Below are 25187 nucleotides of genomic sequence, written 5' to 3'. Positions count from 1 at the left end.
CGGCTTGATCGCCCTTAACGTGTGGTTGCGCTGTGCAACCGAAGGAGAATGCAATGTCCCGTACTTCGAAAATCGGCAAAAACTCCCTTGGCCTGGTCGGTGCCGTACTGGCCGGTGGCCTGATGCTGTCCGGCTCGGTGTTCGCCGCACAACCGCTGGCTCAGGGTTATATGGTCGCTTCGGCCGAGACCTCGGTGAAAACCCCGGAAGGCAAATGCGGTGAAGGCAAATGCGGCGATGCGTCGATGGCCAAGACCGACACCGATGGGGACGGCAAGGTCTCGCGCGCCGAATTTCTGAAGGTCGCGCCGAAGTCCGACTTCGACAAGATCGACACCAACCACGACGGCTTCATTGACGAGCAAGAGGCTTACAACAACGTCAAAGCCAACTTCGAAGCCAATGGCAAGAAAATGCCGAAAGGTCTGTTCGAACACCTGAAAGACCAGGACGGTGCCTGATTTTTCAGCCTGCCCGATAACACAAAGCCGCGCTTTCTCTGACGAGAAGCGCGGCTTTTTCACGCCTGCATGATTACAGCTGGAAGCGCCGCACCATGCCCTGCAGGGCATTGGCCAGTTGCGACAGTTCATGGCTCGACGCATTGGTTTGATCGGCACCCGCCGCCGAGCGCACCGACAGGTCACGAATGTTCACCAGATTGCGATCCACTTCCCGCGCCACTTGCGCCTGTTCTTCGGCGGCACTGGCGATCACCAGATTACGCTCGTGGATTTCGTGTACCGAGGCCGTGATCGTCTGCAACGCCTCACCGGCACGCTCGGCCAGCACCAGCGTGGTGGCCGCCCGCGAGGCACTGGCCTGCATCGACTCCAGCGCCAGGCTCGAACCATTGCGCATGCCCTGCACCATCTGCTCGATTTCCTGGGTCGACTGCTGAGTGCGATAAGCCAGCGCCCGGACTTCGTCAGCCACCACCGCAAACCCACGTCCACTCTCCCCGGCCCGTGCCGCTTCGATGGCGGCATTGAGTGCCAGCAGGTTGGTTTGTTCGGCGATCGCTCGAATCACGTCCAGCACTTTGCCGATGTCTTGTGACTGATTGGCCAGCGATTGCACCAGCTCGCCGGTGTGTTCGACTTCGCTGGCCAAGGCGTTGATGGCGCCGGCGGTTTCGCTGACCCGTTCCTGACCCAATTGCGCCGACTCGCTGGACTGGCGGGTGGCGTCGGACGTCGACACCGCATTGCGAGCGACTTCCTCGACCGCCGTGGTCATCTCGTTGACCGCGGCGGCGGCTTGTTCGATTTCGTTGTTCTGTTGTTGCAGCCCTTGCGTACTGTCGTGGGTGACCGCGCTCAGTTCATCGGAAGCGGTCGCCAGTTGCGTGGCCGATCCGCTGATGCCCTGCAGGGTTTCGCGCAGGTTCTGCTGCATGGTCGCCAACGCCTTGAGCAAGCGGCTGACTTCATCGTTGCCGTGGGTTTCGATCGGGCGGGTCAGATCGCCTCTGGCGACGTGTTCAGCAGCGTCGACGGCGGCGCTCAGGGGGCGAACGATGCTGCGGGTCAGCAACATGGCCAGGGCCACGGTGGCCAGCGCCGCCAAAGCGATGAACAAGGTCACGATGGTGCGCGAAGTTTCGTAGTGGGCGGCAGAGTTCTGACTTTCCGCGGCGACCTGGCGGGTAAACAGATCTGCCAGATCGTTGAGTTGTTTGCCGGAGCCGTCGACCACGGTTTTCATGTCGACCAGCAGCAGTTTGGTCAGCTCGTCACGCTTGCCTTGCTCGGCAAGGGTGAACGACTGGGCGATCCCGGAGCGATAGGCAGCAAAGGTCTTCTTGAACTGATCGTACAACTGCTGACCTTCCGGGGTGGTCACCAGCCGGTCGTAAGCGGCGATTTTCTCGCTCAGCTCCTTGTCGCGGGTATCCATCTGGCTGCGGTACGTGGCGATGTTGGCCGGATCCTGATCCAGCGCCATGCGCAGGGAGATGGTGCGAATGCGCAACATGATCTCGCGAATCTCGTCACCGCCGCGAATGCTCGGCAGCCACTGCGTCTCCACAGCCACTTCGCTGTCGCGGATGCTCGACATCTGCCCCAGCGCAAACACCCCGAGCAACGCCACCAGCACCGCGATCAGGGCAAAGCCCAGGGCGGCACGGGGAGCAATATTCAACTGACGAAGCAACATGACGAACGCCCTTTTCTTGTATTGGCCGGATTCAAGGGGCGATCAATGGCAGCCTCCTTGCGTTAGCGGGCTATCGGCAAGTTGTATGACGACTTGAATGAAACATTTCCGAAGGGCAAAAAAAATCCCCGTATCTTTCGATACGAGGATTTTTAATATGGTCGGGGTAAGGGGATTCGAACTCCTGACATCCTGCTCCCAAAGCAGGCGCGCTACCGGACTGCGCTATACCCCGGTAAAAAAAAGGCGACCTTTCAAAGATCGCCTTCTTCGATCAGCGCTTTTGGCCTCTGATCTTAAGATTCGATCCCAGTGTTACCTGGTTTCAAAAATGGTGGGTCGTGTGGGATTCGAACCTACGACCAATTGGTTAAAAGCCAACTGCTCTACCAACTGAGCTAACGACCCAAAAATGGTCGGGGTAAGGGGATTCGAACTCCTGACATCCTGCTCCCAAAGCAGGCGCGCTACCGGACTGCGCTATACCCCGGTTTGAAATTGGCTCCGTGACCAGGACTCGAACCTGGGACCCAATGATTAACAGTCATTTGCTCTACCGACTGAGCTATCACGGAACTACACATTTCAATTTACTACGGTGAAACTTGCAGCTTCTAGACACCGTTTTCGCATCGCTGCGTTCGTGTGTCTGAGGCGCGCTATTCTACAACCTAGAACACCTCTGTCAACCCCCTAAATTGCTTTCAAGTTAATGATTTGCAACTTATTTCAGATTTCTGCCCAGTGAGCTGAAACCGTGTTGGTGACTGACTGCGGGGCGCACTTTACAAGCCTTTTCCTTTGAGTTCAACAGCCTGGCGAAAAAAAAGGCCTCGCATTGCGAGGCCTTCCTTACTTCACCACCGGCAGGTGTCAGTTGAACGTGATCTCGTCGTTCTCCACGACACCGGTCGCGGTCTCGCCCGGCATGAAACGCCCCGACAGGATCAACTGCGCCAGCGGGTTCTCGATCCAGCGCTGGATCGCCCGCTTCAGCGGCCGTGCGCCATAGACCGGGTCGTAACCGACGGCAATCAGCTTGTCCATCGCTTCCGGGCTCAATTCCAGCTTTAGCTCGCGCTCGGCCAGACGGCTGCGCAGACGGCCCAGCTGGATCTCGGTAATGCCCGCGATCTGATCCCGCGCCAATGGCTCGAAGATCACCACTTCGTCGACCCGGTTGATGAACTCCGGACGGAAGTGGGTGGAAATCGCATCCATCACCGCTGCCCGTTGCGCTTCACGATCACCGACCAGTTCCTGGATCTGCATCGAACCGAGGTTGGAGGTCATGACGATCACGGTATTGCGGAAGTCCACCGTGCGGCCGTGGCTGTCGGTCAAGCGCCCATCCTCCAGCACTTGCAGCAGGATGTTGAATACATCCGGGTGCGCCTTCTCGACTTCGTCCAGCAGGATCACCGAGTAAGGCTTGCGCCGTACCGCTTCGGTCAGATAACCACCCTCTTCGTAGCCGACGTAGCCCGGTGGCGCCCCGATCAACCGTGCCACGGAATGTTTCTCCATGAACTCGGACATGTCGATCCGCACCATCGCCTCTTCCGTATCGAAGAGGAATTCGGCCAGCGCCTTGCACAGCTCGGTTTTACCGACACCGGTCGGGCCGAGGAACATGAACGAGCCGCTCGGACGATTCGGGTCTGACAACCCGGCACGGGACCGCCGCACCGCGTTGGCCACTGCGACCACCGCTTCGTCCTGGCCGATCACACGCTGGTGCAACAGGCTTTCCATCTTCATCAGTTTGTCGCGCTCGCCTTCGAGCATTTTCGACACGGGGATGCCGGTCCACTTCGAGACGACTTCGGCGATTTCCTCTTCGGTCACCTTGCTGCGCAGCAGCTGGTTCTCGCTCTTGCCGTGCTGGTCGACCATTTGCAGGCTGCGTTCCAGATCCGGGATCACCCCGTACTGCAACTCGGCCATGCGGTTCAGATCACCTTTACGGCGCGCGGCTTCCAGTTCCTGACGGGACTGTTCGATCTTCTGCTGAATCTGTGCAGAACCCTGCACTTCGGCTTTTTCCGAGTTCCAGATTTCTTCCAGATCCGAATACTCACGCTCATGACGGACGATTTCTTCCTGGAGTTTCTCCAGACGTTTCTTCGCCGCGTCGTCGCTTTCTTTCTTCAGTGCCTGGGATTCCACCTTCAACTGAATCAGGCGCCGCTCCAGCCGATCCAGCACTTCCGGTTTGGAGTCGATCTCCATGCGGATGCGGCTGGCCGCCTCGTCGATCAGGTCGATCGCCTTGTCCGGCAACTGCCGGTCAGTGATGTAACGATGGCTGAGCTTGGCCGCCGCGATGATTGCGCCGTCGGTGATCGCCACCTTGTGGTGAACCTCGTAACGCTCCTTGAGGCCACGCAGGATCGCGATGGTGTCTTCTTCGCTCGGCTCGTCCACCAGCACTTTCTGGAAGCGCCGCTCGAGGGCTGCGTCCTTCTCTATATATTGGCGGTACTCGTTGAGCGTGGTCGCGCCGACGCAATGCAGTTCGCCACGGGCCAGGGCCGGCTTGAGCATGTTGCCGGCGTCCATCGAGCCTTCGCCTTTGCCGGCGCCGACCATGGTGTGCAGCTCGTCGATGAACAGAATGATCTGCCCTTCCTGCTTCGACAGCTCGTTGAGCAACGCTTTCAGGCGCTCTTCAAACTCGCCGCGATACTTGGCACCGGCGATCAGCGCGCCCATATCGAGAGACAGCAGACGCTTGCCGCGCAGGCCGTCCGGCACTTCACCATTTATGATGCGCTGGGCCAGACCTTCGGCAATCGCGGTTTTACCCACGCCAGGCTCGCCGATCAGCACGGGGTTGTTCTTGGTCCGGCGTTGCAGAACCTGAATGGTGCGACGGATCTCGTCGTCACGGCCGATCACCGGGTCAAGCTTGCCTTCTTCGGCGCGCTTGGTCAGGTCGACGGTGTATTTATCCAGCGCCTGACGCGACTCTTCGTGGTTGGCGTCATTGACCGCTTCGCCACCGCGCAGGTTGTTGATCGCGTTTTCCAGCGCCTTTTTGCTCACGCCCTGGCCGAGCAGCAACTTGCCGAGCTTGCTGTTCTCGTCCATCGCGGCGAGCAGCACCAGCTCGCTGGAAATGAACTGGTCGCCTTTCTGCTGGGCCAGACGGTCGGCCTGGTTGAGCAGACGCGCCAAATCCTGCGACATGTTCACGTCGCCGGTCGGGTTCTGGATTTTCGGGAATTGATCGAGCTCTTTGGTCAGCTCTTTACGCAAGCTGTTGACGTCGAAGCCCACCTGCATCAACAGGGGTTTGATCGAACCACCCTGCTGTTCAAGCATGGCTTGCATCAAATGCGCCGGCTCGATGGCCGGATGATCGTGGCCGACGGCCAACGATTGGGCATCGGACAACGCCAACTGCAACTTGCTGGTTAAACGGTCTATACGCATGGGTCACCTTCCTTTTGAGCAGGCCGGACCTGAAAAACCATCCTGAATAAAGAAACCTGCCAGATACCGCTATAGATGCGGTCAATTCTGGAAGATTCAAGCGTCAGGGAGTTGATGCAGATCAGAGAGTTTAGCGGGTGAGCCAGACTAAGGAGGCAAAGCGACCGGTGCGCGACGCACGGCGATAAGAGAAGAAGCGCGGATCGGTCACGGTACAGAAACCGCCACCATAAACAGCGGTGACACCACGAACCGCCAGACGCAGTCGCGCCAGCTTATAGATGTCAGCCATGAACTTGCCCGCATTGTGGCTCGGGACAAAGGCTGTCTCGGCTTCGGGCAATTGATTGATGAAGACGTCCCGGACTTCCGGGCCGACTTCGAAGGCCTGCGGACCGATGGCCGGGCCGAGCCAGACCAGAACGTCTTCGGCGGGCACATCCAGACTGTCGAGGGTGGCTTCCAGCACGCCGGCCGCCAGGCCACGCCAACCCGCATGAGCCGCCGCCACGCGAGTGCCGGCACGGTCGCAGAACAGCGCCGGCAGGCAGTCGGCGGTCATTGCCGCACAAGCGATACCGGGTGTTGCCGTCCAGCTGGCATCCGCCGTGGCCACCACGGACGGATCAGCATGCGCCACGGCAATCCCGTGCACTTGCTGCAACCAGGCAGGCTTTATAGAGAAGTGTTCGGTCAGACGCCGACGGTTTTCAGCGACCGCCTCGGGACGGTCATCGACATGATCGCCCAGGTTTAGACTGTCGAACGGCGCCTCGCTGACGCCGCCCTCGCGGGTGGTGACACAGGCCTTGACGCTGGCCGGCGCGGGCCAGTCCGGCGTCAGCCAGTTCATCCGACGAATGCCTCGCGATCCTGCTTGAGCAGGGTCAGCAGCCAGACCAGATCTTCCGGCAACGGCGATTCCCAGCTCATGCGCTCACCGGTGGTCGGGTGATCCAGCTCCAGAAACCGCGCGTGCAGCGCCTGACGCGGGAAGTGCTTGAGGGACTCGACCATGGTCTGGCTCGCCGCTGGCGGAATGCGGAAACGACCGCCGTACGCCGGATCGCCGACCAACGGGAAGTTGATGTGCGCCATGTGCACGCGAATCTGGTGGGTACGACCGGTTTCCAGCTTCACCCGCACGTGAGTGTGGGAACGGAAGCGTTCCAGCACGCGGTAGTGGCTGACCGCCGGCTTGCCGCCTTCCATCACCGCCATGCGCTGGCGCTGCTGGCCATGCCGACCGATCGGCGCGTTGATCTTGCCGCCGGCCGTCACCACGCCGATCACGATGCACTCGTAGATCCGGCTGACACTGCGGCTTTGCAGCTGCGCGACCAGTTTGGTCTGCGCCTGGATGGTCTTGGCCACCACCATCAGACCGGTGGTGTCCTTGTCCAGACGATGCACGATGCCGGCACGCGGGACATTGATGATGTCCGGCACGTGGTGCAGCAAGGCGTTGAGCAAGGTGCCATCGGCGTGACCGGCGGCCGGGTGCACCACCAGGCCGGCAGGCTTGTTGATCACCAGAATGTCGTCGTCTTCATAGACGATGTCCAGTTCGATGTCCTGAGCGACCCATTCACCCTGGGCCTCCTGCTCGGCAGTGAGCTCAAGGATGGCACCGCCATGAACGATGTCGCGCGGGCGGATGACCGCCCCGTCCACAGTCAGGCGACCTTCTTTGATCCAGGCGGAAAGGCGCGAGCGCGAGTGCTCGGCGAAGAGTTGGGCGGCGACTTGATCGAGGCGTTGGCCGCCCAATTCGGACGGCACCTCTGCGCGAAGTTCAATTTTATCGGACATGCTCGGACTGGGCGTCGGCTACAGCCTTTGGTTTCGGCTGCGCGCTTGTGGTTAAATACGGCGTCTTTTGCCCCGGGGCTTTTCAACGGGGCGCTCATCATAACAGGACGGCCCCGCCCAAGACAGCGGCCGTCATAGGGACGCAAGCCGCCATGCAAGTGAAACACCTGCTGCTGATCGCCATCCTCGCATTGACCGCTGCTTGCTCATCGAAGGAAGTCGTAGACGAAAACCTGAGCGAAACCGAGCTGTACCAGCAAGCTCAACAGGACCTGGACAACAACAGTTACACCAGTGCCACCGCCAAGCTGAAGGCTCTGGAGTCGCGCTATCCGTTCGGTCGCTACGCGGATCAGGCACAGCTCGAACTGATCTACGCCAACTACAAGAACTCGGAGCCGGAAGCCGCAAAATCCGCCGCCGAGCGCTTCATTCGTCTGCATCCACAGCACCCGAACGTCGATTACGCCTACTACCTCAAGGGCCTGACCTCGTTCGACCAGGACGTCGGCCTGCTGGCGCGCTTCCTGCCGCTGGACATGACCAAGCGTGACCCGGGTGCTGCCCGCGATTCGTACAACGAATTCGCCCAGCTGACCAGCCGCTACCCGAACAGCCGCTACGCACCGGACGCCAAGCAGCGCATGATCTATCTGCGCAACCTGCTGGCAGCCTACGAAATCCACGTGGCCGACTACTACCTGACCCGTCAGGCCTACGTCGCTGCCGCCAACCGTGGCCGGTATGTCGTGGAAAACTTCCAGGAAACTCCATCGGTCGGTGACGGCCTGGCAGTGATGACCGAAGCCTATCAGCGTCTGCACCTGGACGAACTGGCGGCCACCAGCCTGGAAACCCTGAAGCTCAACTACCCGAACCACCCGAGCCTGAAAGACGGTCAGTTCGTACCGTCGGTCGCCGAAGCCGACAACCGTTCGTGGCTGAGCAAGGCCACTCTGGGCCTGATCGAGTCCCGTCCGCCGCTGCCGCCGGGAGAGACCCGCGCCAACCAGGACGTGCAGAAGCAGTTCCAGGACGCGAAAGACGCGATCCCGAACGAGCTCAAGCCCAAAGACGAAAACGGCGCAGTGATCGAAGAGGAAGAGCACGGGGCGGCCGGCAACAACGACGACCGCTCGTGGTTCAGCTACATGACTTTCGGTGTGTTCGACTGATCACAACGCAAGTACGAGAAAGGGAGATCTTCGGATCTCCCTTTTTTATTGCCGCGTTTTATTGCGCTGTGCGCCTGTCGAGTCCTTGGCTAAACTGCCGGATCATCAGCCAAAAAGCCGCCCATCATGCTTCGTCTACTCTTCTGGATCGCCCTGATCGCCGCCGCCGTCTGGCTGTGGCGCAAACTCAAGGCGCCTGCCGCCCCCACGCAATCCCCCCGCGAAAAGGATGCTGCGCCGATGGTGCGTTGCGCCCATTGCGGCGTGCACCTGCCGCGGGATCGTGCGCTGAGCCTTCAACAACAGTGGTATTGCAGCCAGGCTCACCTCGAGCAAGGCCCAGGCTCCAGTGATCGCTGAGGCCACCAACGCCACACGCAGACAGGCCCAGCGACTGCTGCGCCTTTATCACCTCTACCGCCTGAGCGTCGGCATCACCCTGGTGCTGCTGATCTCCAGCAACATGGACAACCGCCTGCTGACGTCAGCCGATGACGAGTTGCTGCGCAACGGCAGCTGGTTGTACCTGGTGCTGAACATCCTGCTGGTGGTGTTCCTGGAGAACATCCGGCGGCCGGCCCGGTTGTTCGGCCTGGCCCTGGTCGACATCCTGCTGCTGTGCGGGCTGTTCTACGCCGCCGGCGGCGTGGCCAGCCCGGTGGGCAATCTGCTGATCGTCTCGGTGGCCATCAGCAACACCCTGCTGCGACGACGGATCGGTGTGCTGATCGCAGCGATCGGGGCGCTCGGCATCGTCGGCCTCAGTTTTCTGCTGAGCTTCAGCCATCCCTTGAGCGCCAATGACTACCTGCAGGCAGGCACCCTTGGCGCTCTGTGTTTTGCCGGAGCACTGTTGGTACAGGGGTTGATCCGTCGTCTCGAAATCAGCGAAACCCTGGCCGAGCAACGGGCCAGCGAAGTGGTCAGCCTTGAAGCGCTCAATGCCTTGATCCTGCAGCGCATGCGCACCGGCATTCTGGTACTCGACGAGCGGCGCCGGGTACAACTGGCCAACCACAGCGCCCGGACGCTGCTGGCGCAGTCACCCCTCGAAGGCCAGTTGATCGATGACTATTCGACCGCGCTGGTCGAGCGCCTGAATCTGTGGCTGAACAACCCGACCCTGCGCCCGCAGAGCCTGAAAATCGCGGCCAACGGCCTGGAACTGCAACCGAGCTTCATCGCCCTGGAACAGAGCCCGAACCGCCAGACCCTGGTATTTCTCGAGGACCTGGCGCAGATTTCCCAGCAAGCCCAGCAACTGAAACTCGCCGCACTCGGGCGTCTGACTGCCGGTATCGCCCACGAGATCCGCAACCCGCTGGGCGCGATCAGCCATGCTGCGCAGCTGCTGCAGGAGTCCGAGGAACTCGACGGCGCGGATCGGCGTCTGACGCAGATCATCCAGGATCACTCCCAGCGCATGAACCGAGTCATTGAAAACGTCCTGCAACTGTCCCGACGCCAGCAGAGCGCGCCGCAACGGCTGGACCTGGAACCGTGGCTGGCGCAGTTCGTCGCCGAAGCCCGGGAACAGGCCGGTGAGCGCCAGCGCATACATTTGCGTATCGATTCCGGGGACTTTCGCACCCTCATGGACCCCGGTCAGTTGACGCAAATTCTCGACAATCTGTTGCGCAACGGCTGGCGTCACAGCGCCCTGCTGCACGATCCGGCCGAAGTGTGGCTGACGCTGTTCATCGACCGCGAAAGCCAGCTGGCTGTGCTCGAAGTACAGGACAACGGCCCTGGCGTGGCACTGGATCAACAGTCGCATCTGTTCGAGCCCTTCTTTACCACCAGCAGCCAGGGCACCGGCCTTGGACTTTATCTGTCCCGTGAGCTGTGCGAAAGCAACCAGGCCCGCCTAGACTTCATACCACGCCAAGGCGGCGGCTGCTTTCGCATCACCTTTGCTCACGGACGGAAACAAAGTTGAACACGAGCCCACGGCAAAAAATCCTCATCGTCGACGACGAACCGGATATCCGCGAACTCCTGGAAATCACCCTGGGACGGATGAAACTCGACACCTTCAGCGCGCGCAACCTCGGCGAAGCCCAAGCGCTGCTGAGCCGCGATACTTTCGATCTGTGCCTGACCGACATGCGCCTGCCGGATGGCACCGGACTGGAGCTGGTGCAGCACATCCAGCAACGCTATCCACAATTGCCGGTGGCGATGATCACCGCCTATGGCAGTCTGGAAACGGCGATCAACGCCCTGAAAGCCGGGGCTTTCGACTTCCTGACCAAACCGGTAGACCTCAGTCGTCTGCGGGAACTGGTCGCCACTGCGTTGCGCATGTCGGCGTCGGGCAATGTCTGCACCGCGATTGATCGCCGGCTGCTCGGTGACTCGCTGCCCATGCGCAATCTGCGCAAGCAGATCGATAAACTGGCCCGCAGTCAGGCGCCGGTCTACATCAGCGGCGAGTCCGGCAGCGGCAAGGAACTGGTTGCCCGGCTGATTCACGAGCAAGGCCCACGCGCCAGCCAGCCGTTTGTACCGGTGAACTGTGGGGCGATTCCTTCAGAGTTGATGGAAAGCGAATTCTTCGGTCACCGCAAAGGCAGTTTCACGGGTGCGGTGGAGGATAAGCCGGGCCTGTTCCAGGCTGCCCATGGCGGGACGCTGTTTCTTGATGAAGTGGCAGACTTGCCGCTGTCGATGCAGGTCAAGTTGCTGCGGGCGATTCAGGAAAAGGCCGTGCGCAGCGTCGGCGGCCAGCAGGAAACCGTGGTCGATGTGCGCATCCTCTGTGCGACGCACAAGGATCTCGACGCGGAAGTCGCCGCCGACCGCTTTCGTCAGGACCTGTATTACCGACTGAACGTGATCGAACTGCGGGTGCCCTCTCTGCGCGAACGTCGTGACGACATAGAAGCCTTGGCCAGCCATATGCTCAAGCGTCTGGCGAACGGTACCGGCCAGCCGGCGGCGCGCCTGCATCCACAAGCGCTGGAGGCATTGAAGAACTACCGCTTCCCGGGAAATGTGCGGGAGCTGGAGAACGTGCTTGAGCGGGCGCACACCCTGTGTGAAAACCGCACGATCGAGGCCGACGACCTGCGCCTGAGCGAAGGCAATTGCACAGCCGAGGGCGGCATTGCCGATCTCACGCAGATCGACAACCTCGAAGACTATCTGGAGAACGTCGAGCGCAAGCTGATACTGCAGGCCCTGGAAGAAACCCGCTGGAACCGTACCGCAGCGGCCCAGCGGTTGAATCTGTCCTTCCGTTCGATGCGCTACCGGCTCAAGAAGCTCGGCCTGGATTAAATCCGTCCGGTCGGGGCATACGGCGCCGGATCAATGATCGGCGCGCGCCCCAGCATCACATCGGCAAACAACTGACAGGACGCCGGCGCCAGCACCAGTCCGTTGCGGTAATGCCCGCAGTTGAGCCACAAGCCATCAAAACCCGGCACCCGGCCGATGTAGGGAACGCCCTCCGGCGAGCCGGGACGCAATCCGGCCCAGTGTCCCACCACTTCGGCATCCGCCAGCGCTGGCAGCAATTCGACCGCCGAGGCCTTGAGGCTTTCCAGTGCATTGTCGGTCGGGGTCTTGTCGAAACCTTCGTGTTCCAGCGTGCTGCCGATCAGGATGTGCCCGTCGCGACGCGGAATCGCGTAGCGCCCCTTGGCCAGCACCATGCTCGGCAGGAAATCCGCCGCGCACTTGTAGAGAATCATCTGGCCCTTGACCGGTTCCACCGGCAGCGACAGGTCCAAGGTCTTGAGCAATTCGCCGCTCCACGCGCCCGCCGTCAGCACGACCTGATCGCCAGCGATCACACCGGTGGAAGTCTGCACGCCCACCACACGCTCGCCTTCAAGGACAAACCCGCTGACTTCACACTGCTCGTGAATCGTCACGTTCGGCAGCGCCTGCAACGCCGCTTTCAAAGACTTCACCAACCGCGGATTGCGTACATTGGCCACATCAGCCATGTAGATCGCCCGTGAAAACCCACCACCGAGCACCAGCACCGCATCATGCGCCGCCGAGATATCCACAGCCCGCAGCGGACGGTTCTCCCGCGCGGCCCACGCCAGCGCTTCGGCTTCGTCATCCAGGTCCAGCCAATACAGGCCGGTGGTGTGAACCTCGGGATCAACCCCGGTATCGGCAAAAAGACGCTCGCCCAACTGTGGATAAAAATCCTGCGACCAGTGCGCCAGCGCGGTAACGGCCGCGCTGTAGCGCCACGGGTACAGCGGAGACACGATACCGCCGCCGGCCCAGGACGATTCCTGGCCGACGTTCGAACGATCCAGCAGCACCACGCTGCCGACCTCGGAGGCGAGATTGTACGCCGTGAGCAGGCCAATCACCCCGCCACCGACAATCACCACTTGCTGTTGCCTGGTCATGTTTGATCCAACCGTAAAAAAGACAGTGGGCGCAAATGGCGCCCGAAATATAGCGGCTCAGCGGCCCCAGCAATCCTTGGTGGTCAGCCCGGTGGTCGCGTTGTTCATGCTTCTGACACCGGTGTTGGTGAGGGTGAAATCCCCGCACTTGTCAGTGGCCATGGCCGTGCCGGTCTTGCGGGTCGCGGTCAGCACAAAGGTCTGGTCAGCGATGGTCGGGGTAATGGTGTAGAAATCATTACCCGTGCTGAGACCGGTGACGCCCGTGTAAACATTGTTTCTGGTGTAGAAGCGCTCGAGAGTCTGCGCCTGCTCCGTCAGCAGCGATACCACCTCGGCGCGACGGCCCTTCTTCAGATATTCGGTATAGCTCGGTGCGGCAATGGTGATGATGATTCCGATAATCGCAATCACGATCATGATTTCGATCAGGGTGAATCCTCGGATGGATCTGCGCATGCCTCAACTCTCGCTTACTGAATTTGTCGCCACATGATACGACGACTGCCGCCGCCGCCCTTTTCCACCAGGGTGGTGATGTTGCCACTGGAGTCGGTCTCGATCTTGCCCTTCCCGGCGTTGACGATGGCGTTCAAGGTCGGGATGCCGCCGGTGAATATCACTCCGCTGGAAATCGTGTCGCTGCTGTCGACGACACCATCGGCGTTGGTATCGAGCACCGCGTAGTTGAGCATCTTACCGCTGAACGCATCGAGTTCGACCAGTTTACCGGTGCCAAAACTCGCACAAGGATCGGTGGTGTCGACACTGGCCGTGGTAAACACGATGCGCCCGAGTACGATGCTGGCCTGATTGATCACCCGCTCGCCGGTCAGCACGTTGTTGTATACCAGCGGCAGGTACCAGCCCTTCTCCGCTGGATAGGTCGTGTCATTCTGGGTTGTGGTCAGGAACTGCCCGGAGCTGCCGGAGAAGGATCCGGTAATCGCTTGCGCCTGCAGACTGCTGACAGTCAGTTGACCCGAACCCCCATCGGCATCCCACACCGAATAAAACGCCTGCAAATCCTTGTTGGTCTTGTCGGCGGTCTCGTTGAATTTGCCGGTGCCGACGAAAATCTGTTTGCCACCCAGAGCATTGTCCGCCAGCAACGGTTGCGCGGTGATCGGCTGAGTCGCCCCGCCGGCTGTCGTGAACAGCGGCTTGCCGGAAAACGCCACGCCCCAGCTGTCGGACGAAGCGGCGCTCAGGTCGAACTTCCACAGCCGCCCCTTCAAGTCACCGCCATACGCGGCCTGCACCACGTTCTGCGAATTGACCCGCAGCTTCACCGAGGACAAACCGTTGGTGGTTTCCGTACTGTCGATGACGATTTTCCTGATCAGCGAGCCGTCACGCACATCCAGCACATACAGCGCCGCCACCCCGGAGTTGCTGCCGTAACCGTTGGCAATGAACGCTGCCCAGCGACCATCGGCCAAGCGTGCCACTTCCGGACGGGCATAGGCGTAACCCAGATCATTAAAAGCGTTGGAGGTGCTGGCAGTAGCCGGCGCGCTGACTTCCCACAAGGCACGGATAACGTTGCCTGCCGAGGCGTCGAACAGTTGGAGCCCGTAGAAGGTTTTGCCCCCGGCCCCCGTCCCGCCAATGGCCAGGGTTTTCCACGCCGTGCCGAATTGCGCATCGAATACACCAAGTTGACCGTCTACCAGAAACTTGTGGCTGACGCCGTTGACGTAGTTCGGATCGGCAATCAGGCGCAGCGAGGCCAATACGCTGGATGGCATGTAGGCATAGCGCCGGGTACCGTTAGCCGAGTTGATGACGCTGACAAATCCGTCGTTGGCGTTCACCACGAGGCTGGCATTCATGTTCGAAGCCTTGGTGGTCAGGTAGGTGCTGTAGGTGGTATCGCCAGCCAGATCGGAGGCGGTTTTATCCGTGGGTGAAGCCAGCACCAGCGGCGAGTTGATGATGTCCCCGAGCAACACGCTGCGCACTTTGAGCCCGGCCTTGTTGGTGCCCTTGCTCCATTCGACCAGGTCCATGCCGCTGATGCCGGTGGGCAAACCCTGACTGAGAACGGTCTGCTGGGTTGGGGAGAAATTACCGTAGGCCAGCGTCACCGCCGCATTGTTCAGAGTGTTCCACGACTGGTAGGTCGGCGCAGTGGCGCCGGGCACGATGGCGGTGTCGGTGGTCCACAGCACGGCCGACGTATTGACCGCCCCGGCCGAGGTGAAGCCAAAGGACTTGATCGTGCCGCGCCAATCTTTGGGATCGTAGGTGGTTTGAAAAAAACTGCTGCCAGCGGTCAGCGTGGTGCCGCTGGTCACACCCGCACCGCCGGAACCAGCCTTGGAGGTGATATCGCTCAACGCCGAAGACAGCGCGACATTCAGGCCGGCGCTGTCGGTCGCCTGGTAGTAGCGGCCCTGTCCGTAATCGGCGGCGTCCGAGAGCATGTCGTTGGAGGCGGTAAAACCTACGGTGTAGGTATTCATGTACTGCTTGGGAAAATCCACCGCATTCCAGCTCTTGCCTGCCGCGTCGGTACCGCTGAAACGCATGTCGATGTCGAAGGCGAACTTGGCGATATCGTCCAGATACAACGTATCGCCCTCCCCGTCCCCGTTCAGGTTGTTCCCGTCATTGTTGATGCCGTCCCAGTTCGGCAAGCGGCTGCCGCCCAGCGGGTCGTTGTTCGGAAAGGTGCGGTCGTAGGTCGGCAGGCCGTCGGTGATGACCACCCCGTAGTTTTTCTGGCAGCGGTACTGGATCGGGCTGGTGTAGGTGCTGGGGGTGCTGTTGTAGTACGGCGTCATCCCGCGCATGTAGCGGGTGATTTCGTAATAGGTCTCGGCCAGTGGCGTGTTGGCCACCGCGCTCAGGCCGTTGATCGAGGAAATCAGTGCGTTGTAGTTGTTGTCGGCCTGGGCCTGGGTCACGCTGCCGCTGACCGGTGACAAATCGCTGATGGAGCGTGCAATGAAACCACCGTTGCCGGGGTTGTTGCCGGTGGCCGGGTTGAAGGTGGCGAGGCCCATGCGCAGGTTGCGGTTGCTGGTGACCAGTGCGGTAGAGACGTTGCGCGCCACGTTGATCCGGTAATCGTTGGGAATGGCTCCGGTAGTGAAATCGCGTGTGCCGTTGTTGATCGCCAGTCCGACCACGTAGGAAATGTAATCCGCCGAATAGCGAGTGTTGCCGCTGCCCACCGGATCCGGCAGCTTCAGACAGAGCGGTGTCAGGCTGTTGTTGTAGAACGCATAGGCACCGCCGGAGCAGCCGGAAGTCGGCAGGCTCGAGAGAAAGATCGTATCGCCGGTGATGGCGGTCGAGCTCAGGCACAGGCCGATGACCGCGTTGCACTGCCGTGCCGGCGTGCGATCCTCGGCCGGATCGAACCCCGCCGCATAAATGATGCTGTTCATACTCCCTGAGTCGTCGATCAACAGCATGACGTTGGGCGGTACTGCGGCCGCGCTCAACAGCGGCGATTCGGACGGCGTGAACGCATATGCCGGCGTCGCCACATACAAGCCCGTCAAAAGCCCCGCCAGGCAGGCTCGCCACCTTGAGCGTCGCTCAATACTTCGCATAAACGCTCTCCACCACACTGCGTGAGCTGCCGACGATGCCGACTGCCGTGACCCGGTACAACGTCGCCGAGGTGTTGCTCGGCACGTTCACCGCCGTCAGGGTCGTGCCGATGTTCTGTACCCCGTAGAAGCCGCTGCCGGCGGCAATCCAGGTGACACCCGACGTGGAATTGAGCCCCGCTGAACTGACCACCGATGACTCCGCCGGCGGCGCGCATTGCGTGGTGTTGGCACACACCGCCAGCGAATAACTGTCCAGTTGCACGGCACTTTCACCAATGCGCAGCGCCGCCTCGGCCGTCTGGAACGATTGATTGCGCAGACTCACACTGCCGGCCATTTTTTCCTGAAGGTTGGCGCTTTGCATTGATGACAGGCCGATCACCGTGAGGAGCAGCAGAAACACCAGACTGACCAGCAACACCATACCGCCCTGGTACCGTCGCCGATGGAGAGAAACGTTCATCGCTCGCCCCTCACTGCAAGCGGTTGCGCAAGGCGGCAACCACGTTGAAGGTTTGATTGCTGACCCGATTGTTCGGGTCAGTGAGGGTCAGGCTCAGGCGCACGCTGCGGATCCGCGCCGGATCACCGGGATTGGCGCTGTAGGTGGACGCCGCGACATCGGTCGCAGAACTCGCCAGACCGAACATCACGGAAAACGCACTGACGTTGTTCACCAGCACCTGCTGGGCCGGATTCCCGCTGCCGGTGCCCATCAGAATCTGGTTGTTGCTGAAGCTGTAGATCAGACGACGGATCGGGAACGCGATCTGCCCCGTCGCTGCTGTCCGTGCGCCGGTATAAGCAATGGCGCTGTTGCGGCAATCGGAGACCACGGTCCAGGTCGGCGTCCCACCCGCGCTGCCCACATCGGCGGTGACCAGGGTCAGCTTGAGATTGGCGTTGTCCCAGCTGATCGGCATGATCTGAGCCGCCGTGAAATCCCCCGCCGAGCTGGAATCGGTAATCGTGCCCAGACAGCCGAACATGCCCACCATGCGCAGTTCCTGGATCATCTTGCTCAGCACGAACCGCGCGTCTTCCTGCATGGCGGCGGCGCTGTTCTGGCTGACGTAGGTGTTTTTCGCCGCCAGGAAGATCTGCACCACGCCGAGCACCACGATCAGCCCCAGCGCCAGCGCGACCAGCATTTCGATCAGGCCGAAGCCCAGATTATGGCGCTTCATGGCGTGGCCACCGGGTCGACCGCAGCGCGGCTGGTCAGGACAAAGCTGCGGGTTGCACTGCTCGTATTGGCGGCGCGTACGTCACTCCAGGTGATGGTGATGGTGTACACGCGTTGATTGAGGGTGATGCTGCCGGTGGCGGTCGGTCCGCCGAAATTGACGATATTGGTGGTGAAATCGTAGAGATCCTGATCCCGGGCGACACTCAGGTTGCCCGTGGTCGGTGGTGTGACGGTGTAGTCGGCGCCCGAGTTGGCGCGGATCCGGTCCATCATGTCGTAGGCGATGAAACTGGCCTGACTGGTCATCCGCGAGCTGTCGGTGTATTTCAGCGCATTGAGCTGAACCGCCGCCGCCCCCAGTAACCCGACCGTCAGAATCAACAACGCGACCAGCACTTCGATCAGCGTCATGCCCTCCTGTGCGTGCTTGCTCCCTGCCCTCATCCGCAGCTTCCACCCGATTGAATTCGTCCGTTCAGACACACGTTCAGCGTCCTGCTTTGCGTTCCCAGCGTATAACTGAACACCACCGCCGTGGACGGTGTTGCCAGCCCTCCCAGATTGTTGAAATCCAGCGCGGTCACTCCTGAGGTTAGCGTCAGAGTCGCGCCGCTGCTCATCGCTGGAACAACCCGCAATACATTGGCCGGAGTGCCAGTACTGTCATAGACCGACAGCTCGCCGGTCCAGACGCTGCCGCCGGCGCTCGGCCGCAAGCGAGTGGTGATGCCCCGGTTGATCGCCTCGAGCCTTGCGTAATTGAGGGCCCGTTGCAGGTCGCCGACTTCGGTGTCGGCCTTGCTGCCCTGGATCGATCGGGTAAACGCCGGGACGGCCATCGTGATCAGGATCACAACCAATGCGACCGCCACCAACACCTCGATCAGCGTGAAACCTTTTGTACGATGATCCATCGATGCCCTCCGTTGCCGTCGGCTATACCTGCCCAGTAAACCTAGAACATTCGACCGGGTTACGTCGGTTGATTTGCCCTGCCCGGCGCACGGATCGCGTCGAACACCCTGCATCAAGGAGGAACTGCTCATGCCGCAACAGGGATTCACTCTGGTCGAACTGCTCATGGGACTGGCGATCGGCGCAATTGTTCTGTCGCTGGTCAGTCCGGCGCTCGCCACACTGAAGGAGTCAAACCATCGACAGCAGGCGGCAGAGTCGCTGATCAGCGGGATCCGCAATGCCCGCACTCAGGCGATCACGCGCAATCAGAGCGTGGTGATTCATGGCATCGACGGGGACTGGAGCCGGGGCTGGCGGATCATTCTGGATGTCAGTGGCAAGGGTGCGGAAGACAGCAGCAATCCGCTGCTGGTCGAGCACGCCAGTGACGGGCGAATACCCATTGTCGGCAACTGGTTCGTCAGTCGGTACATACGCTTCAGCAGTCTGGGGCAACCGCTGATGCCCGGGCGGGCATTTCAGGCAGGAAAACTACACATCTGTTCGACCCGCGAGCCGGTCAGCCAGCTTCAACTGGTGCTGGCGGCGACCGGTCGCGTGCGCCTGGCCAGCGAAAAGGCTGAACAGGCGCTGTGTCGAAAGGATAAAGCGGTCAGATCGAGCGTACGCGCAGCTCTTTAGGCATCGAGAACGTGATGTTCTCTTCACGCCCGGCCAACTCGTCGGCACCGGTGGCACCCCAGGCCTGCAACTGCTGGATCACGCCGCGCACCAATACTTCCGGTGCAGAGGCGCCGGCGGTGATGCCGATACGCTCGACACCATCGAACCAGCTCTTCTGCAGGTCTTCGGCGCCATCGATCAGGTAGGCCGGGGTGGCCATGCGTTCGGCCAGCTCACGCAGACGGTTGGAGTTGGAGCTGTTCGGGCTGCCGACCACCAACACCACGTCGCATTCGTCGGCCAGTTGCTTGACCGCGTCCTGACGGTTCTGCGTGGCGTAGCAGATGTCGTCCTTGCGCGGCCCACCGATGGCTGGGAAACGCGTGCGCAAGGCGTCGATGACCCGGCTGGTGTCGTCCATCGACAGCGTGGTCTGGGTGACGAAGGCCAGTTTTTCCGGGTCGCGTACCTGCAGCTCGGCAACATCCTTCTCGTCTTCGACGAGGTAGATCGCGCCGCCGTTGCTCGCGTCGTACTGGCCCATGGTGCCTTCGACTTCCGGGTGACCGGCGTGGCCGATCAGGATGCATTCACGACCGTCGCGGCTGTATTTGGCGACTTCGATGTGCACCTTGGTCACCAGCGGACAGGTGGCATCGAACACTTTGAGGCCACGGCCGGCGGCTTCGGTACGCACGGCTTGCGAGACGCCATGGGCACTGAAGATCACGATGACATCGTCCGGCACCTGATCCAACTCCTCGACGAAGATCGCGCCACGACTGCGCAGGTCCTCGACGACAAACTTGTTGTGCACCACTTCATGACGCACGTAGATCGGCGGCCCGAACACTTCCAGGGCGCGGTTGACGATTTCGATCGCCCGGTCCACGCCGGCGCAGAAGCCACGGGGGTTGGCGAGTTTGATTTGCATGCTGTGCCTCGTGTCTTGCGCGCAAGAAAATAGATCATTGCAATCCCTGCGGGAGCAGGCTTGCTCGCGAAAGCGGTGTGCCAGACAACTTTTATGTTGAATGTCAGTCTGCATTCGCGAGCAAGCCCGCTCCCACAGGGGTTCTGCTGTGTTACTCAGACGGCTTTGACGGAGAAGATTTCCACGTCAAAGGTCAGCGTCTTGCCGGCCAGCGGGTGGTTGAAGTCGACGGTCACTTGCGCGTCGTCGAACTCTTTCACCACACCCGGCAGCTCAGTATTGGCCGCATCGTTGAAGATCACCAGCAGACCCGGCGACAGTTCCATGTCCGCAAACTGCGAGCGCGGCATGACCTGCACGTTTTGCGGGTTCGGCTGGCCGAACGCGTTTTCCGGCTCGACGGTCAGCGTGCGCTTGTCTCCGGCCTTGAAGCCGAACAGCGCCGCCTCGAAACCCGGCAGCAGGTTGCCATCGCCGACCTTGAAGGTCGCCGGGGCCTTGTCGAAGGTGCTGTCGACCGTGTCGCCGTTCTCCAGGCGCAATGCAAAGTGCAAGGTGACTTCCGTGTTCTGGCCGATGCGTTGCTCAGCCAATACCTGTTCAGTCATGAACGGCTTCTCCGGTTTTTTTACTTTTGAACATGTCCAGTGCCAGCATCACCGCACCAACGGTGATGGCGCTGTCGGCGAAGTTGAACGCCGGGAAGTACCAGCGGTTCTGCCAGTGCACCAGAATGAAGTCGATCACATGGCCCAGAGCAATGCGGTCATACAGATTGCCCAGCGCGCCGCCCAACACCAGCGCCAGCGCGATGGCCAGCCAGGTTTCGTTGCGGCCCAGGCGTTTGAGCCAGACCACCAGCACCGCACTGACCACCACCGCGATCAGGGCGAACAGCCAGCGCTGCCAGCCGGAGCTGTCGGCCAGGAAGCTGAACGCCGCGCCGGTGTTGTAAGCCAGGGTCCAGCTGAAGTAATCGGGAATGATCACGATCTGCTGGTACATCTCGAGCTTGCCTTCGAAGTAGAACTTGCTGGCCTGGTCGATGACCAGAACCAGCAAGCTCAACCAGAGCCAGCTCAGCCGTCCGAAACGGCCAACGGCATTAGGCATAGTGACGAACCTCGCCAGCGCCATCGATGTTGTCCACGCAACGGCCGCAGATCTCCGGATGCTCCGGGTTCACGCCGACGTCTTCACGGCAGTGCCAGCAACGGGCGCATTTCGGGAAGGCCGATTTGACGATCTTCAGCTTCAGGCCGCTGACTTCGGTGGCCACAGCTTCGGCCGGAGCCTGTACGAACGGCGCAACGCTGGCAGTCGAAGTGATCAGTACAAAGCGCAGCTCGTTGCTGAGTTTGGCCAGGTCGGCGCTCAGGGCATCTTCGGCGTACAGCGTCACTTCGGCTTGCAGGTTGCCACCGACAGCCTTGGCCGCGCGCTGGATTTCCATCTCCTTGTTGACCGCCACCTTCACTTCCATGATGCGATCCCAGTACTCGCGACCCAGCTCGAAGCCTTCCGGCAACTCGGTCAGACCTTCGTACCAGGTGTTGAGCATCACCGATTCGTTGCGCTCGCCCGGCAGGTATTGCCACAGTTCGTCGGCGGTGAAGGCCAGGATCGGCGCGATCCAGCGCACCAGCGCTTCAGAGATGTGGAACAGCGCGGTCTGGCACGAACGACGGGCCTTGCTGTCGGCGCCGGTGGTGTACTGGCGGTCCTTGATGATGTCGAGGTAGAAACCACCCAGCTCCTGCACGCAGAAGTTGTGGATCTTCGAGTAGACGTTCCAGAAACGGTATTCGCCGTAGTGCTCTTGCAGCTCGCGTTGCAGCAGCAGGGTGCGATCCACCGCCCAGCGATCCAGTGCCAGCATGTCTTCGGCCGGCAGCAGGTCGGTGGCCGGATTGAAGCCGGTCAGGTTGGAAAGCAGGAAACGCGCGGTGTTACGGATACGACGATAGGCGTCCGCGCTGCGCTGCAGGATCTGCTCGGACACCGCCATTTCGCCGGAGTAGTCGGTCGAGGCAACCCACAGACGCATGATGTCGGCGCCCAGGGTGTCGTTGACTTTCTGCGGCGCGATCACGTTGCCCAGGGACTTGGACATCTTGCGGCCGGACTCGTCCACGGTGAAGCCGTGGGTCAGCAGCTCGCGGTACGGCGCGTGGTTGTCGATGGCGCAACCGGTCAGCAGGGACGAGTGGAACCAGCCACGGTGCTGGTCCGAACCTTCCAGGTACAGGTCGGCACGCGGACCGGTCTCGTGGCCCATCGGGTGCGAACCGCGCAGGACGTGCCAGTGCGTGGTGCCCGAGTCGAACCAGACGTCGAGGGTGTCGCTGATCTTGTCGTACTGCGGCGCTTCATCGCCCAGCAGTTCGGCAGCGTCGAGTTTGAACCAGGCCTCGATACCTTCGACTTCGACGCGCTTGGCGACTTCTTCCATCAGCTCGACGGTGCGAGGGTGCAGCTCGCCGCTTTCCTTGTTCAGGAAGAACGGGATCGGCACACCCCAGTTGCGCTGACGGGAGATGCACCAGTCCGGACGGTTGGCGATCATCGAGTGCAGGCGCGCCTGGCCCCAGGCCGGGACGAACTTGGTGTCTTCGATCGCTTTGAGCGAGCGCTGACGCAGGGTGTCACCGGACACCGGCTCCTTGTCCATGCCGATGAACCATTGCGCGGTAGCGCGGTAGATCAGAGGGGTCTTGTGACGCCAGCAATGCATGTAGCTGTGTTCGATGACGGTGGTGTGCAGCAGCGCACCGACTTCGGTCAGTTTTTCGACGATGGCTGGGTTGGCCTTCCAGATGAACTGGCCGCCGAAGAACTCCAGCGACGGCACATAGACGCCGTTGCTTTGTACCGGGTTGAGGATGTCGTCGTTGACCATGCCGTATTTCTTGCAGGTCACGAAGTCGTCCACACCGTAGGCCGGGGCGGAGTGAACCACACCGGTGCCGGCGCCCAGTTCCACGTAGTCGGCCAGGTACACCGGCGACAGACGGTCGTAGAACGGGTGACGGAAGTTGATCAGTTCCAGCGCCGAACCCGGTGCAGTCGCCAGCACGGTGCCTTCGACGCCGTAACGGGTCAGGCACGATTCGACCAGCTCTTCAGCCAGCACCAGCAGCTTGTCGCCGATGTCGACCAGCGCGTAGGTGAATTCCGGGTGAACGTTGAGCGCCTGGTTGGCCGGGATGGTCCACGGGGTGGTGGTCCAGATCACGATCGAGGCCGGTTTGCCCAGCGACGGCAGACCGAACGCGGCAGCCAGTTTGGCTTCGTCGGCGATCGGGAACGCGACGTCGATGGTCGAGGACTTCTTGTTCTCGTACTCGACTTCCGCTTCGGCCAGGGCCGAACCGCAATCGAAGCACCAGTTCACCGGTTTCAGGCCCTTGAACACGAAACCGCCCTTGACGATTTCGGCGAGGGCGCGGATTTCACCGGCCTCGTTCTTGAAGTCCATGGTCTTGTACGGATTGGCGAAGTCGCCCAGCACGCCGAGACGGATGAATTCGGTCTTCTGACCTTCGATCTGCTCGGTGGCGTAGGCACGGCACAGCTCGCGGGTCTTGTCCGCGCCCAGGTTCTTGCCGTGGGTCACTTCAACCTTGTGCTCGATCGGCAGGCCGTGGCAATCCCAGCCCGGGACATACGGCGCGTCGAAGCCCGACAGGGTCTTCGAGCGGATAATCATGTCCTTGAGAATCTTGTTCAGTGCGTGACCGATGTGGATCGTACCGTTGGCGTACGGAGGGCCGTCGTGCAGGACGAACTTCGGACGATCCTTGCCAATCTCGCGCAACTTTCCGTACAGGCCAATACTGTCCCAGCGCTGCAGGATCTGCGGTTCGCGCTGTGGCAGGCCGGCCTTCATTGGGAAGGCGGTGTCCGGAAGGTTTAGCGTGGCTTTATAGTCGGTCATTTAAGGCTCTTCATTAGCGATGGGCGCTAGGTGCGGCTAGTGCACGGGCGGCGGCGACATCCGCGCTGATCGCCGTTTTCAATGCCTCCAGGGAGGCGAAACGCTGCTCTTCACGCAGCTTCTGGTGGAAAACCACCGTCAAACGCCGGTCATACAGATCGCCGGCAAAATCCAAAAGATGTACTTCAAGGTGGGCCTTGCCATCACCTTGCACCGTGGGCCGCACGCCGATATTGGCGACGCCGGGCCAGGTCTTGCCGTCGATGTCGACGTCGACCAGGTAAACACCGGTGAACGGCACGCGACGGCGCTTGAGCTGAATGTTCGCCGTGGGCGTACCCAACTGGCGGGCCAGTTTCTGGCCATGCAGCACACGACCGGCAATCCGGTACGGGCGGCCAAGCAGACGCTCGGCCAGGGCAAAATCGGCGGCGGCCAACGCGTTGCGCACCTGAGTGCTGCTGACGCGAATGCCGTCCAGCTCGACGGTTTGCGCCGCTTCCACGGTAAAACCGTGGACCTGCCCGGCCTGCAACAGGAAATCGAAATCGCCGAGACGGTCGCAACCGAAGCGGAAATCGTCACCGACCTCCAGATGCTGCACGCCGAGGCCATCAACCAGGATGGTATCAACGAACTCGCTGGCGCTGAGCTTGCTCAAGCGCTGGTTGAACGCCAGGCACAGAACCCGGTCGACGCCTTCGGCGGCCAGCAGTTGCAGCTTGTCGCGCAACCGGGCCAGGCGCGCCGGCGCGGTCTCCGGGGCAAAGAATTCCCGTGGCTGCGGCTCGAAAATCACCACGCAGCTGGGTACGCCCAACTCGAGCGCACGCTCACGCAGTCGGGCCAGGATGGCCTGGTGACCACGGTGAACACCGTCAAAGTTGCCAATAGTGGCGACGCAGCCCCGATGCTGGGGGCGCAGATTGTGGAGGCCTCGAACCAGCTGCATAACGCGCTTCTTGCTCATAAAGTGGCCGATTATAACCACACCCGACGGCCGACGACAGGCA

General features: G+C 61.1%; 22 protein-coding genes and 4 tRNA genes. 6 read left to right on the top strand and 20 right to left on the bottom strand.

The window, feature by feature from the left end; translation table 11 throughout:
- The first annotated feature begins 53 nt into the window (after nucleotides 1-53).
- Nucleotides 54-461, top strand: coding sequence for a hypothetical protein (locus tag J5M72_RS06755; RefSeq protein WP_007959573.1), 408 nt, complete (start codon nucleotides 54-56; stop codon nucleotides 459-461).
- Nucleotides 462-534: 73 nt separating this feature from the next.
- Here the strand turns inward: J5M72_RS06755 and J5M72_RS06750 are convergent, their stop codons facing one another.
- From J5M72_RS06750 to rluD, 8 genes are all read right to left on the bottom strand, one after another.
- A complete protein-coding gene (locus J5M72_RS06750) occupies nucleotides 535-2160 on the bottom strand; it encodes a methyl-accepting chemotaxis protein (protein WP_207864774.1) in 1626 nt (541 codons plus the stop codon).
- Between the two features lie 158 nt (nucleotides 2161-2318).
- A tRNA-Pro gene (locus J5M72_RS06745) sits at nucleotides 2319-2395 on the bottom strand.
- 97 nt (nucleotides 2396-2492) lie between these two features.
- Nucleotides 2493-2568, bottom strand: a tRNA-Lys gene (locus J5M72_RS06740).
- Between the two features lie 5 nt (nucleotides 2569-2573).
- Nucleotides 2574-2650 (bottom strand) — tRNA-Pro (locus J5M72_RS06735).
- A gap of 9 nt (nucleotides 2651-2659) precedes the next feature.
- Nucleotides 2660-2735, bottom strand: a tRNA-Asn gene (locus J5M72_RS06730).
- Nucleotides 2736-3033: 298 nt separating this feature from the next.
- Nucleotides 3034-5598, bottom strand: coding sequence for an ATP-dependent chaperone ClpB (gene clpB / locus J5M72_RS06725; protein ID WP_207864772.1), 2565 nt, complete (start codon nucleotides 5596-5598; stop codon nucleotides 3034-3036).
- A gap of 130 nt (nucleotides 5599-5728) precedes the next feature.
- Nucleotides 5729-6451 carry a peptidoglycan editing factor PgeF gene (gene pgeF, locus J5M72_RS06720; RefSeq protein WP_207864770.1) on the bottom strand — a complete coding sequence of 241 codons (723 nt, stop codon included), beginning with the start codon at nucleotides 6449-6451 and terminating at the stop codon, nucleotides 5729-5731.
- Nucleotides 6448-7410 carry a 23S rRNA pseudouridine(1911/1915/1917) synthase RluD gene (rluD, locus tag J5M72_RS06715; RefSeq protein ID WP_011335991.1) on the bottom strand — a complete coding sequence of 321 codons (963 nt, stop codon included), beginning with the start codon at nucleotides 7408-7410 and terminating at the stop codon, nucleotides 6448-6450. The genes pgeF and rluD overlap by 4 nt, the downstream gene beginning before the upstream one ends.
- Before the next feature lie 152 nt (nucleotides 7411-7562).
- On the opposite strand from rluD, the gene J5M72_RS06710 reads away from it, so the two are divergent.
- The 4 genes from J5M72_RS06710 (at nucleotide 7563) to J5M72_RS06695 (ending at nucleotide 11867) form a co-directional block, all read left to right on the top strand.
- Nucleotides 7563-8585, top strand: a complete 1023-nt coding sequence (locus J5M72_RS06710; protein ID WP_169431967.1) for an outer membrane protein assembly factor BamD — start codon at nucleotides 7563-7565, stop codon at nucleotides 8583-8585.
- 126 nt (nucleotides 8586-8711) lie between these two features.
- Nucleotides 8712-8945 (top strand): PP0621 family protein, encoded by a 234-nt coding sequence (locus tag J5M72_RS06705; protein WP_169431968.1) that lies wholly within the window; start codon nucleotides 8712-8714, stop codon nucleotides 8943-8945.
- Nucleotides 8935-10524 (top strand): ATP-binding protein, encoded by a 1590-nt coding sequence (locus J5M72_RS06700; protein WP_169431969.1) that lies wholly within the window; start codon nucleotides 8935-8937, stop codon nucleotides 10522-10524. The genes J5M72_RS06705 and J5M72_RS06700 overlap by 11 nt, the downstream gene beginning before the upstream one ends.
- Entirely contained in the window at nucleotides 10521-11867 is a 1347-nt protein-coding gene (locus J5M72_RS06695; RefSeq protein WP_207864768.1) for a sigma-54 dependent transcriptional regulator, read from the top strand. The genes J5M72_RS06700 and J5M72_RS06695 overlap by 4 nt, the downstream gene beginning before the upstream one ends.
- Here J5M72_RS06695 and thiO read toward each other — a convergent pair.
- The 7 genes from thiO to J5M72_RS06660 are packed head-to-tail and all read right to left on the bottom strand — an operon-like array spanning nucleotide 11864 to nucleotide 18636.
- Nucleotides 11864-12964: a glycine oxidase ThiO gene (thiO, locus tag J5M72_RS06690; protein ID WP_207864766.1), complete on the bottom strand. Its 1101-nt coding sequence runs from the start codon at nucleotides 12962-12964 to the stop codon at nucleotides 11864-11866. The genes J5M72_RS06695 and thiO overlap by 4 nt on opposite strands.
- A gap of 57 nt (nucleotides 12965-13021) precedes the next feature.
- The gene (locus tag J5M72_RS06685) at nucleotides 13022-13423 is read right to left on the bottom strand and encodes a type IV pilin protein (RefSeq protein WP_169431972.1); all 402 of its coding nucleotides are present in this window, start codon (nucleotides 13421-13423) and stop codon (nucleotides 13022-13024) included.
- A gap of 14 nt (nucleotides 13424-13437) precedes the next feature.
- Entirely contained in the window at nucleotides 13438-16530 is a 3093-nt protein-coding gene (locus J5M72_RS06680; protein WP_207864764.1) for a PilC/PilY family type IV pilus protein, read from the bottom strand.
- Nucleotides 16517-16996 carry a PilX N-terminal domain-containing pilus assembly protein gene (locus tag J5M72_RS06675; protein WP_207864762.1) on the bottom strand — a complete coding sequence of 160 codons (480 nt, stop codon included), beginning with the start codon at nucleotides 16994-16996 and terminating at the stop codon, nucleotides 16517-16519. The genes J5M72_RS06680 and J5M72_RS06675 overlap by 14 nt, the downstream gene beginning before the upstream one ends.
- Nucleotides 16997-17006: 10 nt before the next feature.
- Entirely contained in the window at nucleotides 17007-17720 is a 714-nt protein-coding gene (locus J5M72_RS06670) for a prepilin-type N-terminal cleavage/methylation domain-containing protein (protein ID WP_169431975.1), read from the bottom strand.
- Nucleotides 17717-18166, bottom strand: coding sequence for a type IV pilus modification protein PilV (gene pilV / locus J5M72_RS06665; protein WP_207864760.1), 450 nt, complete (start codon nucleotides 18164-18166; stop codon nucleotides 17717-17719). The genes J5M72_RS06670 and pilV overlap by 4 nt, the downstream gene beginning before the upstream one ends.
- Nucleotides 18163-18636 carry a GspH/FimT family protein gene (locus tag J5M72_RS06660; protein WP_207864758.1) on the bottom strand — a complete coding sequence of 158 codons (474 nt, stop codon included), beginning with the start codon at nucleotides 18634-18636 and terminating at the stop codon, nucleotides 18163-18165. The genes pilV and J5M72_RS06660 overlap by 4 nt, the downstream gene beginning before the upstream one ends.
- A gap of 130 nt (nucleotides 18637-18766) precedes the next feature.
- On the opposite strand from J5M72_RS06660, the gene J5M72_RS06655 reads away from it, so the two are divergent.
- A complete protein-coding gene (locus tag J5M72_RS06655; RefSeq protein ID WP_207864756.1) occupies nucleotides 18767-19321 on the top strand; it encodes a GspH/FimT family pseudopilin in 555 nt (184 codons plus the stop codon).
- On the opposite strand, the gene ispH is transcribed toward J5M72_RS06655, so the two are convergent.
- The 5 genes from ispH to ribF form a co-directional block, all read right to left on the bottom strand.
- Nucleotides 19293-20237 (bottom strand): 4-hydroxy-3-methylbut-2-enyl diphosphate reductase, encoded by a 945-nt coding sequence (gene ispH / locus J5M72_RS06650; protein ID WP_169431979.1) that lies wholly within the window; start codon nucleotides 20235-20237, stop codon nucleotides 19293-19295. The two genes, J5M72_RS06655 and ispH, sit on opposite strands and share 29 nt — an antisense overlap.
- A gap of 155 nt (nucleotides 20238-20392) precedes the next feature.
- Nucleotides 20393-20830 (bottom strand): FKBP-type peptidyl-prolyl cis-trans isomerase, encoded by a 438-nt coding sequence (gene fkpB / locus J5M72_RS06645; protein ID WP_169432708.1) that lies wholly within the window; start codon nucleotides 20828-20830, stop codon nucleotides 20393-20395.
- A 7-nt stretch (nucleotides 20831-20837) separates the two neighbouring features.
- Complete coding sequence (lspA, locus tag J5M72_RS06640; protein WP_085712189.1) at nucleotides 20838-21350, bottom strand: signal peptidase II; 513 nt, start codon at nucleotides 21348-21350, stop codon at nucleotides 20838-20840.
- Nucleotides 21343-24174 (bottom strand): isoleucine--tRNA ligase, encoded by a 2832-nt coding sequence (gene ileS / locus J5M72_RS06635; RefSeq protein WP_169431980.1) that lies wholly within the window; start codon nucleotides 24172-24174, stop codon nucleotides 21343-21345. The genes lspA and ileS overlap by 8 nt, the downstream gene beginning before the upstream one ends.
- A 13-nt stretch (nucleotides 24175-24187) precedes the next feature.
- Nucleotides 24188-25126, bottom strand: coding sequence for a bifunctional riboflavin kinase/FAD synthetase (gene ribF / locus J5M72_RS06630; RefSeq protein ID WP_007959537.1), 939 nt, complete (start codon nucleotides 25124-25126; stop codon nucleotides 24188-24190).
- Between the last annotated feature and the right edge of the window lie 61 nt (nucleotides 25127-25187).

The sequence above is a fragment of the Pseudomonas sp. 58(2021) genome (assembly GCF_017491585.1).
GTDB lineage: Bacteria > Pseudomonadota > Gammaproteobacteria > Pseudomonadales > Pseudomonadaceae > Aquipseudomonas > Aquipseudomonas fluorescens_BT.
The sequence above is the reverse complement of the archived record's forward strand: the minus strand, read 5'-3'. Positions and strand labels throughout refer to the sequence as shown.

Excerpts from the sequence above, each read along its gene's own strand:
- J5M72_RS06755 (WP_007959573.1), top strand. The coding sequence starts at position 54 with ATGTCCCGTACTTCGAAAATCGGCAAAAACTCCCTTGGCCTGGTCGGT.
- J5M72_RS06750 (WP_207864774.1), bottom strand. The coding sequence starts at position 2,160 with ATGTTGCTTCGTCAGTTGAATATTGCTCCCCGTGCCGCCCTGGGCTTT.
- clpB (WP_207864772.1), bottom strand. The coding sequence starts at position 5,598 with ATGCGTATAGACCGTTTAACCAGCAAGTTGCAGTTGGCGTTGTCCGAT.
- pgeF (WP_207864770.1), bottom strand. The coding sequence starts at position 6,451 with ATGAACTGGCTGACGCCGGACTGGCCCGCGCCGGCCAGCGTCAAGGCC.
- rluD (WP_011335991.1), bottom strand. The coding sequence starts at position 7,410 with ATGTCCGATAAAATTGAACTTCGCGCAGAGGTGCCGTCCGAATTGGGC.
- J5M72_RS06710 (WP_169431967.1), top strand. The coding sequence starts at position 7,563 with ATGCAAGTGAAACACCTGCTGCTGATCGCCATCCTCGCATTGACCGCT.
- J5M72_RS06705 (WP_169431968.1), top strand. The coding sequence starts at position 8,712 with ATGCTTCGTCTACTCTTCTGGATCGCCCTGATCGCCGCCGCCGTCTGG.
- thiO (WP_207864766.1), bottom strand. The coding sequence starts at position 12,964 with ATGACCAGGCAACAGCAAGTGGTGATTGTCGGTGGCGGGGTGATTGGC.
- J5M72_RS06685 (WP_169431972.1), bottom strand. The coding sequence starts at position 13,423 with ATGCGCAGATCCATCCGAGGATTCACCCTGATCGAAATCATGATCGTG.
- J5M72_RS06680 (WP_207864764.1), bottom strand. The coding sequence starts at position 16,530 with ATGCGAAGTATTGAGCGACGCTCAAGGTGGCGAGCCTGCCTGGCGGGG.
- J5M72_RS06675 (WP_207864762.1), bottom strand. The coding sequence starts at position 16,996 with ATGAACGTTTCTCTCCATCGGCGACGGTACCAGGGCGGTATGGTGTTG.
- J5M72_RS06670 (WP_169431975.1), bottom strand. The coding sequence starts at position 17,720 with ATGAAGCGCCATAATCTGGGCTTCGGCCTGATCGAAATGCTGGTCGCG.
- pilV (WP_207864760.1), bottom strand. The coding sequence starts at position 18,166 with ATGAGGGCAGGGAGCAAGCACGCACAGGAGGGCATGACGCTGATCGAA.
- J5M72_RS06660 (WP_207864758.1), bottom strand. The coding sequence starts at position 18,636 with ATGGATCATCGTACAAAAGGTTTCACGCTGATCGAGGTGTTGGTGGCG.
- J5M72_RS06655 (WP_207864756.1), top strand. The coding sequence starts at position 18,767 with ATGCCGCAACAGGGATTCACTCTGGTCGAACTGCTCATGGGACTGGCG.
- ispH (WP_169431979.1), bottom strand. The coding sequence starts at position 20,237 with ATGCAAATCAAACTCGCCAACCCCCGTGGCTTCTGCGCCGGCGTGGAC.
- lspA (WP_085712189.1), bottom strand. The coding sequence starts at position 21,350 with ATGCCTAATGCCGTTGGCCGTTTCGGACGGCTGAGCTGGCTCTGGTTG.
- ileS (WP_169431980.1), bottom strand. The coding sequence starts at position 24,174 with ATGACCGACTATAAAGCCACGCTAAACCTTCCGGACACCGCCTTCCCA.
- ribF (WP_007959537.1), bottom strand. The coding sequence starts at position 25,126 with ATGCAGCTGGTTCGAGGCCTCCACAATCTGCGCCCCCAGCATCGGGGC.